The organism is Pedobacter sp. HMWF019, from assembly GCF_003061025.1.
Taxonomy (GTDB): domain Bacteria; phylum Bacteroidota; class Bacteroidia; order Sphingobacteriales; family Sphingobacteriaceae; genus Pedobacter.
Window position 1 is genome coordinate 12,163 of the sequence record NZ_QAIL01000422.1, and the last position, 12,348, is coordinate 24,510.

7 protein-coding genes, 2 tRNA genes and 2 pseudogenes are annotated in these 12,348 nt (G+C 43.6%); all 11 read right to left on the reverse strand.

Translation table 11 applies throughout. The features are described 5' to 3' along the window. Positions 1-687 (reverse strand): annotated as a pseudogene (locus DBR11_RS29950) (DNA mismatch repair protein); the annotation flags it as partial. A 2-nt stretch (positions 688-689) separates the two neighbouring features. Next, on the reverse strand, positions 690-2,993 hold the full coding sequence (locus DBR11_RS22460; protein ID WP_108554850.1) for a Gldg family protein: 2,304 nt from the start codon (positions 2,991-2,993) through the stop codon (positions 690-692). Between the two features lie 30 nt (positions 2,994-3,023). After that, positions 3,024-3,947, reverse strand: a complete 924-nt coding sequence (locus tag DBR11_RS22465; protein WP_108554851.1) for an ABC transporter ATP-binding protein — start codon at positions 3,945-3,947, stop codon at positions 3,024-3,026. Positions 3,948-4,003: 56 nt separating this feature from the next. Then, positions 4,004-4,759: a DUF4397 domain-containing protein gene (locus DBR11_RS22470; protein WP_108554852.1), complete on the reverse strand. Its 756-nt coding sequence runs from the start codon at positions 4,757-4,759 to the stop codon at positions 4,004-4,006. Between the two features lie 29 nt (positions 4,760-4,788). Then, positions 4,789-6,237 (reverse strand): RagB/SusD family nutrient uptake outer membrane protein, encoded by a 1,449-nt coding sequence (locus tag DBR11_RS22475; protein WP_158275364.1) that lies wholly within the window; start codon positions 6,235-6,237, stop codon positions 4,789-4,791. Between the two features lie 10 nt (positions 6,238-6,247). After that, positions 6,248-9,619, reverse strand: coding sequence for a SusC/RagA family TonB-linked outer membrane protein (locus DBR11_RS22480; RefSeq protein WP_108554854.1), 3,372 nt, complete (start codon positions 9,617-9,619; stop codon positions 6,248-6,250). 227 nt (positions 9,620-9,846) lie between these two features. After that, positions 9,847-10,983: a FecR family protein gene (locus DBR11_RS22485; RefSeq protein ID WP_108554855.1), complete on the reverse strand. Its 1,137-nt coding sequence runs from the start codon at positions 10,981-10,983 to the stop codon at positions 9,847-9,849. A gap of 76 nt (positions 10,984-11,059) precedes the next feature. After that, complete coding sequence (locus tag DBR11_RS22490; protein WP_199233925.1) at positions 11,060-11,644, reverse strand: RNA polymerase sigma factor; 585 nt, start codon at positions 11,642-11,644, stop codon at positions 11,060-11,062. Between the two features lie 166 nt (positions 11,645-11,810). After that, a tRNA-Asp gene (locus DBR11_RS22495) sits at positions 11,811-11,884 on the reverse strand. Between the two features lie 76 nt (positions 11,885-11,960). Then, positions 11,961-12,034, reverse strand: a tRNA-Asp gene (locus DBR11_RS22500). Between the two features lie 77 nt (positions 12,035-12,111). Beyond that, positions 12,112-12,348 (reverse strand): annotated as a pseudogene (locus tag DBR11_RS30300) (peptide chain release factor 1); the annotation flags it as partial.

The window sequence follows — 12,348 nt, forward strand, 5'->3', positions numbered from 1 at the left end:
ATAGACACCCTTCACCCGAAGGCGGTTCTCATCGCGCTGTAAGGCCGTTGCAAAAATATAGTTGCGCTCGGTTGCTACCCTTGCGAGGGAAATACATACATCCAGGTGGTAAATCTGCTGCAGGATCTTCTCCAGCAGGCCGCGTTGCTGGAAACGCAAAATATTATCATATTCCACGATCTTTCCCGAGGAGATCTTACCTTTGCCATGGTCCTTAAAGATCAGCTCCAGCTCCTTGGCATTCAATAAGGCCAATACAGCGGTGACTTGTTTGCTGTAAGGATTACCGGCTACTTTTGGCTCAATATCCTGCATGAACATTTTAAGTCCCTGCAAGATCTCCATCAGTGCCGTTACACTTTGTCCGGCGGCATTAAAATCGGCCATGCTAAAGCCCTGATTGGACAGACGGCTCCTGGGATCGGTATTGGAAAGGTACCTTTCGGCCTCTTCAAAACGGTTGCCCTGCAAAGGAAATTCAGTTTTGCTTTCCTGGAAATAACGTAGTACCGCCACCCGCTCATTAATCGCCTGATGGTCGGAAAGCGGGCCGCGGAACATTTCCTCCAGCAGGGCCGCACCACCCTGCGTGAAGGTCTTGTTGAAAATATGATAGATAGAATCGCTCCCCGATTTGGAGAAAACGTTCAGATCGTCGATCGTTTGTTTATCGGTTATAAAGCTCATAATTATTTACGTTTTCTGCGGATCAAAAGCACCATACCCAGCAAAATAATGACTGCCGGAATGACCGCGTAATACAATACTTTTAAAGTTTTCATCCCCGCTTTGTTTAGCTTCAGATGCGTATCTTTCGGACTTGGACGGCTCATATCTACCGGAAATTCGGCATTGGAAAACCAGCTAAAGATGCTGATCGAAAGAGAGCCGTTCGCTGTTTCCAGATTGGCCCTGGTCAGCTCCTTATTGCTGAAAAAATCGGCGTCGCTGGTAACCATGATCCGCTGTTCTTTGTTTTTTATTTTGCGGCTCAGCATCAGCGCTGTCGGAAAGGATCCATGCTCATCACCCGTCTTTTTATCAAAGACCAGTGCCGCCGAATCCAGTACAAATGAACCTCTTTTGATCCAGCTGGTCTTTTCATTGGTCATTAAAACTGGTTCAACTTTAAAAGTCCCCTGATGCTGATCCTTCAGAGCCGCTGCACCTGACATAGAAACTACCGTTTTTTCCTCGTATGGTTTTTTGAGTGCTGGTGACATGACTACAGCTCCTGAAGTAAGATTTGGGGTAACCAGACCATAAGAGTAATCCCTGCTCCGCTGTACCAGTGTTCCACTCAGCATTTCAACGCCAAGCGAATCCAGTAAAGGATTTACAATAGATTGTTTTCCTGGTTCGCTGGCAATCAGTGTATTTCCACCTTCCTGGATATATTTCCGTAAATTGGAAAGTGCGGCAGGGCTTAGTGCCGCTCTCGGATCACCAATCACCAGCACGGCGATATCTTTAGGAATTGCACCCTGCTCCAAAGACACACTGTCAATATCGAAACCCATATTGATCAGTGAGGTCTTGGACTGTTTGGTATTGAAGAGCATTTTATAGTCCCGGTCGCCAATTTTGTCTACGCTGCGCTGGTAAGCATCCGTCGCAAAGACAATTTTAGGCGGGTTTACCACCAATCGTTTTAAAGCGGCAGCAATCTCTGCTTCCCCCGGCCAACGGTCACCATCATCAAAGGTCCTTAAAAAGGTTGTTTTCCCTTTGTATTTCAGCTGCATCACCATCCGGTCGTTTTCCCCGCGAAGGTCTATTTGCTTGCGGATCTGCTCGGGACTTAAAAAACGGCTGGTATCCATATCCTGGGTCTTCGCCACGTCTTTGAATACAGTCTTTATACTTTTACCCGGATTAGCCGCATAGAACTGCGGGTTCGTAATGTCGTAATAATACACCCAGTGCAGGTTTATATCCCCTTTAAAACGCAGATAAGGCTCCCATTTGGCAATCCCGTAAAGCCGGGCAACCGGAGCACCAACAGAATAACTGTTATCCAGGCCGTTAATATAAGCGGTCATTTCCACCGGTTCATTACCCATTTTTTTCAAGATCTCCTGCACTGGTTTTACGATCGTATTGACCTTGGTGTCTGTCGCATCATAATACAGGATCACCGCCTGGCGGGAACTGAGATAAGCTACCGCAAGACCCACTACTATAATGGTCAAATATCGGCCAACCTGATACAAAAAAGATCTGGAGGTACGCGCCAGTTCCAGCCTTGTAATGGTAAAGGACAAAAAGATCCCCGATATGGCCACATAATAGATCACATCGCGACTGTTGAGTAATCCTTTCACCATTCTTTCTGCGCGACTGGGCATAGAAAGGCTATAGGTCAGATCCCGCACAAAGTCAATTCCTTGTCCAAAGCCTCCGATATAATTCATAAAGGCCAGCACCCCGAAAGTACCAAGCGCAGCTACGATCTGGTAGCTGGTGAGACTGGACATAAAGATCCCGATGGCTGCATATGCACTTAAAAGTAAAAAACAGGCCAGCATAGCCACCAGTACATGCGGGTAATCAAAATGAGCAACGAGACTGGTACCGAGGATAAAGAAAAGACCCGAGATCACCAGGATGATCACCAGGTTATAGACCAGCATAGCGGCAAATTTCCCGTAAATAAGTTCCCTGAGTTTTACCGGAGAAGAATACACCAGCTTAATGCTTCCACTGCTGATCTCCTGGCTGATCAGTCCCATGGTGAGCAGCGGCGTGTATAAGTATAAACTTCCAAGCATGGTATACAAAATACCAGTAGTCGTTCCTGAGGAGGTGGTGAACAGTCGGTCTGTTAAAAACCCATTGTCTCCAATCAATTGCTGCAGCTGCAGCATCGTTGCTAAACCCGGTATAAAAGCATGGGCCATTTGCACGAAGAAGACCATGATCAGCAGCCAGGCTATGGGCGAATAAAATAGCAGGCTGAGTTCCAGTCTGGCTATTTGTATGATTTTTTTCATCAGTTATTTATTGATTTTAAGCCGTATGGTTTAGTTAGAGATCCTGGATAATTGGGCAAAGGTTTCATCTAAGGAATTCTTTTCCATATTCAGCTCACGCAACCGCCAGCCTTGTCTTGCGCTTTCCAGCACCAGAGCCTCAGAGATGCTTTTGTCTCCGTTGAAATAGATCCGAAGTTGTTTTTCAGTCAGGTACTCTACCCTGGTAATGCCTTCTATGGCCTGAAAAGTTTCTGCAGGAGGTGCGTTCTCCATCACCACCAACATACTGTGTGGGGCGATGTAGTTGTCGAAGGCTTCCATGGTATCGGCAAAGACAATCCTACCGCTTTCAATCATTACGATATCTCTGCACAGGTACTGCACCTCGGTCAGGATATGCGTAGAAAGGATCACCGCACGGTCAGTAGCGATGTCTTTGATCAGTGCACGTACTTCCAGAATCTGGTTCGGGTCCAGCCCGTTGGTCGGTTCGTCAAACACCACCAGTTTTGGCTTATGGATAATGGCCTGGGCAATGCCCACCCGCTGCTTATACCCACCTGATAAATTCTTGATCAATCGTTTATTGATATGGGTCAAACCGCAGCGTTCTTTCACCTCTTCTAGCGCATTTTTCAATTGGTCTTTTTCCACGGAACGCAAAATGGCGGTATGTTTCAGGTATTCATCCACCGTTAAATCCATATATAAAGGCGGGGTCTGCGGCAAAAAGCCGATCTGCTGTTTGGCACGTTCCGGCTCTTTACGCAGGTCAATCCCATTGATGATCACTTCACCTGCAGTTGGGGTGAGTACCCCACAAAGAATGTTCATAGTGGTCGATTTACCGGCCCCGTTAGAGCCAAGCAAGCCCATGATCCCGCTTCTTGGGATCTCAATATTAATGTCGCGGATAGCCCAGCTGGTACTATAACGATGCGATAGTCCAATAATACGAACGATTGGTTCCATATTTTAATGTGTGTTAGGTATGTATTCGAGAAGAAAGCTGTATGAACCTTTAAAAATTAAAAATCGTAGACTAGAAAAGGGTCAGCAGCCAGGTTTCCAAGGGCATCGTTCGGCAGCCATACTATCGTATAGTTTCGGTAGCGCCATTTGTTCACCTCAGCTGTTGTGGTACCAAAATCCTTTAAAGTATAGCGGGTTAACAGGCTACCCGATGCCTGATCATAAAATTCAACCAGAACATCTGTAACCTCTGAAGTCGCGTTTACAATGATGTAATCTGTAATTTGTTTGTAGGCTAGGTTACTAACAGACTTATCAGTCCCTTTACCGGAGATATGAACCCTTACCGGTTTTTTATCCGGAGAAAGGTTGATCAAGCGTAGGCCCGTAACACTATCTGTAAGTGAATGATAGGGTGGCATTTTATTGACCAAAAGCATTTCTGGCTGTGCGAGCGTTCCAAAGAGAAACAAGGTGCTGGCCTCTTTGGCACCGAGATTAAGCGATAGCTGATAAACAGGCTTATCTTTTGCGTTGGTATCGGGAATCTTATAAATGAGGAGGGGTTGCGTTTTGGAAGGAAGCGCAACGTGATTATTAGGCGCATAAACACGATACTTAATCCACATCGTATTTTCTAATCCCGCGCTGGGGCGCTGCTCGTTAAAGTTAGCAGCCAGAAAATCACCCCCTGGCAAGGCATTGACAATGGTCAACGCTGTTAAAGTTTGAGGCTGCACGTCTTTTTTACAGGAAATAATTACTGAGAAAAAAAGCCCGGCCAAAATATATGGAAAAAACAGATTCTTCATGATGTTTAATTTCTAGTGATAGTCTGGTTCTAATAATTTGGATTTTGAGTTAGAAAATGATCTCTTTGCAACTCTGTTTTCGGGATTGGATACAGCAATTGGTAACTGCCCCGCCATGGTTGCTTAGCTGGAATCGCCGAAAGTACCTGCTCTGCTTTTCCAGTCCGCTTTAGGTCAAACCAACGGTGACCCCATTCTCCAAAAAGTTCTGTTTGCCTTTCTTTCGCAATGGCCGCCAGGGTCTGGTCTCTGGTCAGGGTAGTTGGCAATGGAACTATCCCGGCACGACGGCGCAGAATATTGAGGTCCTCAATGCCCGCAGAAAGCTGTCCGCTGAGCGCAAAGGCTTCTCCCCTGATGAGGTACATTTCAGCGAATCTCAATACCATATAATATTCTGTAGCAACGCCACCTACAACCAGGTTGTGATACCCTGTTTTATATTTATAAATAAATCTCGCATGATAGTTTACACCTGATTGTGTGAAATCCGTACTGTCTATCCAGGCCGCTTTACGAAGATCACCCGGTTCAAATGCTTTAAGCAAGTAGGAAGAAAGGTCACCCGAAGCTCCGGTGTGAAGCGGAGAAGGAAGCATCCCAACCGCCTCTGGCACTGCATTACCAATAAATATTTTATTTACATTTTGCTGCAGCTGCCAGATGGTTTCTGAACTGTTCTTCAAAAAAACTTTGTTCAGGTCAGCCGTCTCCAGCTGATAAAGGCCTGTTTGTCCGATTACATCCGTAGCTTCCTGAATGGCTTTACTATTGTCTCCAGTATACAAATAAACCCTGGCCAGCAATGCTTTAGCCGCCCACTTATTAGCCCTGATCCGTTCTCCACCACCAGCCGAATAATCTGCCGGCAGTGCATTGGCTGCATCGATCAGGTCGTTAACGATCTGCTGATATACAATAGCGACTGCTGTTCTGGGTTTGTTAGAATTTTCAGCAAGGTTTGTAGAGAGCAATAGTGGTACATCACCAAAGCAATTCACCAGATAGAAATAGCTAAAAGCTCGAAGAAATTTAGCCTCAGCGATCAGCTCTGTTCTGGTTTGTGCATGGAGTAAAGCCGATTTTGAGGCCTCGATTCCCTCCAAAACCCCATTGGCACCATAAATGGTCTGATAAGCTGACGACCAAATATTATTAGCTTCCCCACTCTCTGCAGTGAGTGAATTCCGGGCAAGATCTCCAATATTGTTATTTAAATTAAACGCTAAGTTAATTTCATCCGCAGAAGCCCGTGCAGTTTGACTGGTCAGTCCACTGGCAAAAGAAGAGCTTGCATCTGTATTGATCATTTGTGTCAATATACCAGCCATAGCGCTTATGGCCTGTGTATCGTTATTAAAAACCTTATTGGTAGTAAGGGTATTTTTAGGGTCTGGAATTTCTACCAGTTTATTACATGAAAACAATAAAAATACTGATATCAGCAGCAATAATTTATTTGAATGATGGTTAAGCATAGTCATGGTTTTATAAGGTCAGTGAAAGGCTTGCAACAATCGTTTTAGCCTGTGGCAGCGATCCAAAATTTTGCGTGTCCGGATCAATTCCTTTATATTTAGTAAATACCCATAGATTTTGTGCATCTATAGAAAAGCTAAGGCGTTTACCCTTAAGAAATTTCTGTGGCAGCATATAACCTAAACTCACCGTCTGCAACCTCAGAAAAGAAGCGTCTGTATAGGCCAGATCGGAACTCAATATATTTGAGTTTGAGGGTGAACCAGTGATAGAGGTAAGCGCAGCATATTTACCTGGCTGTCCAGGCTGTTGCCAACGATTATTAAAAACCTCAGTTGGTATATTCAGCATATTGCCTGCGGGCACACCTGAATAAAACGCACTCAGACCCATTTGATTTTTATAATATAAGTTGACTATCAACAAAAGGTTTTTATACTGAAATCTATTGTTCATCCCGACTGTAAACTTCGGATCCCTGTTCATGACAATATAACGGTCATCAGTTCCGGTACCTGGCCGTGCAATAGGGTTTACCCCAACCGTTCCATCACGGTTACGATCTTCATAAACGTACTGACCAGTCATTGGATCAAGACCAAGATAATGCAGTAAATAAATATCATTGACTGATTTACCAATCACATACTGTGTGGCGTAACTGGAGAGATTAAGATCCGGATAACTTAGCAAAATGTTCTTATTGAACCCTGTATTTAAACTCAAATTCCAGCTAAAGTTGTTTGTTCTGATCGGCACGTCGCTAATTGAAAATTCCCATCCGCTGTTTTGAACAACTGCGGGCCAGTTGGCTGTTACTGTAGGATATCCCGTAAACAGAGGTGTCGGATATTTGGTCAGCTGATTGCCACACCGGTTCCTATAGTAGTCTACATTGATATTAAGATCTTTAAACAAGTTCACTTCAAAGGATAAATCCAGTTTTTTATTCACTTGCCACTGAAAATTTGGATTTACAGCATGTAAACTAATCAATGGGGTAATCCCACCATAGGTATAACCCGGAGTTCCGTTATTCAAACTAGACCATTGGCTGATGTATTGATAATCATCCACGCCATCGCTTCCCGTAAGGCCATAGCTTCCTCTAAACTTCACAAAATCAACAAAGGAAGGAAGGATATTTTTGACCCAGGATTCTTCGGATGCAATCCATGCAAATCCTAAAGACCCAAAATTTCCATATCGTTTTCCGGGTCCGAAACGTGAAGAGCCATCTCTCCTTCCACTGAGGTTAATGATATATTTCCGGTCCCAATTATAGTTAATCCGACCAAATACAGCCGCATATCTTTGTTGTCCGTAGGTATCACCGAAAATAACTACAGTAGGTGCAAGCTGAAGAGAGCCTAAAAGATTATCATCTGTATAGCCTAATCCATAAGTATTCTGTCCGGAAGTAACGGTCTTACTGAGTGCAGTACCCAAGAATGCGGAAAAATCACCTTTCCCTATAGTGGTGTTATAGTTGATTTGCGGTTCGATGCTCCAGGTTTGGTTGTTATTCGTCCCGATATTCAAGCCGCCGGTTGGGTTATACATCGGATTTTGTGCCGTAATGGGCGATTTAGCCTCGCTCTTCTCACTGGTGGTATTAAAACCGAAGAGGCTGGAAATTTGAAGTCCTTTGAACAGCTCATAAGACAGGTTCAGCTTGCCCATTGCTAAAGTTGTTGCCGAAGTCGTTAAAGCCCCTAGTGTCCCAAAGGGATAACTATTCGAAAGTCCAACGTCATTCCACTCTTTATAATTCAATTGTCCATTGCTGTCATAGATCGGTGGTGCATTTGGGGGAAGAGTAGCAACAGAAGGCGTAGAATTGATATTCGAATTTGAATAGGTATAATTAACCGATAGATCCGTTTTTAGCCTTTTGTTAAGAGCGTTATTATTAATACTGAAGGCTACCCCGGCTACTTGATCAGATCCGCTCACCGTAAGTATAGAGGTTGAACGCGTATAGCTTGGACTAATGCTAAATTGTGTATTTTCATCTCCACCGGAAATCGACAGATAAGTCCTGGTCATTTGACCCGTACTTCCCCACAATGCTTTTTGCCAATTGGTGTACCTGGTGGTGTCCCATCCCACAATATCAGGAGCATTTTGTAATGTCAATGGAATTCCATCATTTTTAAACGCTTCTTTCCTCATTTTCACATAGTCCCTGGTGTTCAGCATATCCCAGTAACGGGTAACTGCAGAAATCCCATGGCTAATACCTGCTGAAATCTGTGTCGGTCCAACTTTTCCTTTTTTTGTCGTGATCAAAATCACACCATTAGCACCCTTGGATCCATAAATTGCTGTAGCATCGGCATCCTTCAGGACATCAATACTCTCTATATCGAGTGGGTTGATGTTAAATAAAGGGCTTTGTCCATTTCCTGCCGTATAACTGCCATTTTGGATGATCCCCGGGGATCCATTTTCATAACTGGCATTACCGCCAACATTGAGATAAGTAAGCGGTACGCCGTCAATGATATACAATGGTTCTGAAGGATAATCCGGACTGATGGTACTGCGGCCACGGATCTCAACCTTTACTGTGCCACTGGCATAACCTGTAGCCGGTGTTACTGTCATCCCGGGTACTTTTCCCACCAAAGCCAGAAGTGGGTTCATTACGGGTTGTTTTGCAATTTCCTCTGCAGTAACCGAGGCAATATTACTTGTCGAAAAACGACGGCTGGTTTTCCCATAGGCCATTACCTGTACTTCATCTAACTTGGAATCACTCAATTGTAATCTGATCTCCAGTACACGGTCACCGATTCCAACTTCCTTGGTGATATAACCCATAAAAGAAACTTGCAAAATGGCATTATCAGGAACATCTTTTAGAATAAATTCTCCACGTGCATTGGTTATGGTGCGGGCTTTTCCGTTTTTCACCGAAACAGTTGCCCCGGGCAATTGCAATCCATTTGCATCCAGTACGTGTCCGCGAACATCTGTATCTTTAAAAACACCTGTAATCTTCTCGAAAATAGATGGTGCTTTTGCCTGTACAACGATAGACTTTTTGGTGATGGAATAGGTTAGGGGAAGTCCTTTAAAAATTTCTTTCAAGGCATTGTCCAAAGATTCATTTTGAAGTTTTACATCCACTTTAATTTTAGTCAGATCAGCATCTTTCCAGAAGAAATTATAACCGGTCTGCTTTTCTATAGTTGAAAAAATAGTGGTGAGCGCTGCATTATTTTGCTGAATATTAACATTTTGCGAGTATCCAACAGCCGACACTTGTACACAAGCGATGGTGATGATGAAAAAAATCAGTTTCATGACCAAAATGGTTTTACGCATCAACCGCCCCGTGAGCCAGGAGGTTTCCGCATATGAGTATAAATTCATACGTTTGTATTGTTTGGGTTTGGATTAATTTTCAAGAATTATTCATCAGTCCGATTTTATCGGATAAGGGTAACCCAGGCGCAATTCCGGGGAAAAGTGTCGAAGCCTTCCCCGGATTTTGTTGTAGAGCTACCTCTTTTGAAAGCTAACCGCTTTGTTGTAAAAATTTCTTCATTTTGGTTGGTTGGTTTTTTGGTTGATTATTTAGTTGATTTTCTTTTTCAGCGTTATTGCATGACTATTATTTTCCTTCCCTCTATCCTGAAATGTACTTTACCTAATTCCAGCACCTTCAATACTTCCGAAAGGGTATAACTTCTTTCAATTTTCCCATAAAACTGTTCTTCCTTTACAGGCCCTTCATAGACTACGTCTACATCATACCAGCGCGCAATCTGACGCATTAAGATCCGGATATCGGTATGATCAAATTTAAACAGACCATCTTTCCAGGCCACCACTTCATCTGCATCGACTTGTCTTACGCTGATCTGCTGGTCCTGTACTAAAACAGCCTGTTGATTGGGTTTAAGCAATGTACCATTTACATTTACACGGCCTTCCAGAAGCGTGGTTTTCACATCAGGCTCATCTGCATAGGCATTGATATTGAAATGTGTTCCCAGCACTTCAACAGTCTGCCCCCGGCTGATCACCTTAAATGGCTTGTCTTTGTTGTGTGCTACTTCAAAATATCCTTCTCCTGTTAATTCCACAATTCTGTCTTTACCTTTAAACCGGGTTGGATACTTCAAAGAAGAAGCTGCATTCAGGAACACTTTCGACCCGTCTGCCAGCGTCAGACTATATTGACCACCCTTTGGGGTCGACATCATATTATAAACGGACTCCGCTCTTTTTCCAGCTTCTTCCTGATAAACGAGTTCTCCTTCGGCTGTCTTTTTAATCAGAGCATGGTCTTCCTTAGCCAGATCTCCGTTCTTAACATCGGTCAGGCTGATCTGCTGCCCATTGGCTAAAGTTAAAATGGCTTTATTGGATCCCGGATTAATATCGCTGTATTTGCTCCGGTCCAGGATGGTATGCTGATCTGCAGACGGCTGGCTATAATAAAATAACGCAGCTCCACCTATTAAAATTACTGCTGCTGCTGAGGCGATCCTGGGCCATAATTTAAAGGATTTGGATGGTAATTCCGCTTGAGTTGGATGACCAAGGCCTGCACGACTGAAGGTCCGTTCCCGCAATTCGTTTTCGATCCGGTCAAAATTGATTTCATCCTCTTCAAGAACAAGGCTGTCTGATTTTTGCATATACCAGTTTTCCAGTCTGGCCTGCTCTTCTGCAGTTGCCAAACCCTGGTTATATTTCTGAATCAATTCTTTTGCCTGTTGCTTATCCATAATTTTTCGAGGTTAATTTACAGGTAAACGGGTGAAAGTAAATTTGGGGGTAGAAGATTTTGAAAATAATTTCAGCTTAGCGGAACAACAGCAAAATCCAAATGCCAACACCCACATCATTGAGTTTTGGTTTTATAGCTTTTAAGGCATTCTGGACTTGTTTTTTGACCGTTTGTTCTGAAATATTAAGCTTAGATGCTATTTCTTTGTGAGACAGGTCTTCTTTCCTGCTCATCTCAAAGATTTCCCTCATTTTTGGAGGAAGTTTCTGAATTTCTCTTTCCAGAATTTCGAGGATCCTCTTCTCGTCGATAGTATCTACCTGGTCATTTCTGGGATCAGAAAGAAAGGCTGCAATCTCCCCAATATAATCGCTCCTTACTTTATTTTTTTCAATCAGGTCAAAGACCCGGTTTCGGGCAGCGGTATAAAGCAATCCGGAAATATTGGTGTTGTTCTTTATCGCCGCAGCTTTTAACCATAGATTACTAAAAACCTCCTGAACAACATCTTTTGCATCATCTTCCTCGCGGATCATTTTATAAACGTGGGCATAGATCAATTTCCAGTACCGGTTGTAAATTTCTGTGAACGCAGTTTCATCTCCTTCTTTCAGCAAGGCTGTTAATTCTGGATCAGGAAGTGCACTATAAACAACCATGAGACTTATCTATTATTCTAATTTGGGAGGATTTACAAACAATGTTAACAAATTAGGCTGAAAATAATGGTTTCAAATCTGGAAATTTAATGTATATGACAATTAAAACGAAAAAAGCCTGTTATCATCGATAACAGGCTTTCAAGTGTTTTTGATCTAAGATTTGCGGACCGGACGGGACTCGAACCCGCGACCTCCGCCGTGACAGGGCGGCATTCTAACCAGCTGAACTACCGGTCCGTTTCCCTTTAGGGGCAGGCTTTTAAAGAGCCTTTACTTTTATTAAAAACAAAAAGCACTTTTGAGAGTGCTTTTGCGGACCGGACGGGACTCGAACCCGCGACCTCCGCCGTGACAGGGCGGCATTCTAACCAGCTGAACTACCGGTCCGTTGTTCCCTTTCGGGATTGCAAATATAGAGCCTTTATTTATATTCACAAACTATTTTTAAAAATAATCGTAACTCACTAAGCTACAGATCCTTCTTTCATTTTTTCTGCGTTTTCAGCAAACTGTAAAGCATCGATCAGCTCCTGAACGCCGCCATCCATTACTCCGCTGAGGTTATATAAGGTCAAACCAATACGGTGATCGGTTACCCTTCCCTGTGGATAATTGTAGGTTCTGATCTTCGCTGAACGGTCTCCGGTAGATACCATCGTTTTACGGCGGGCAGCAATATCTCCGTTTTTCTTCTGTAATTC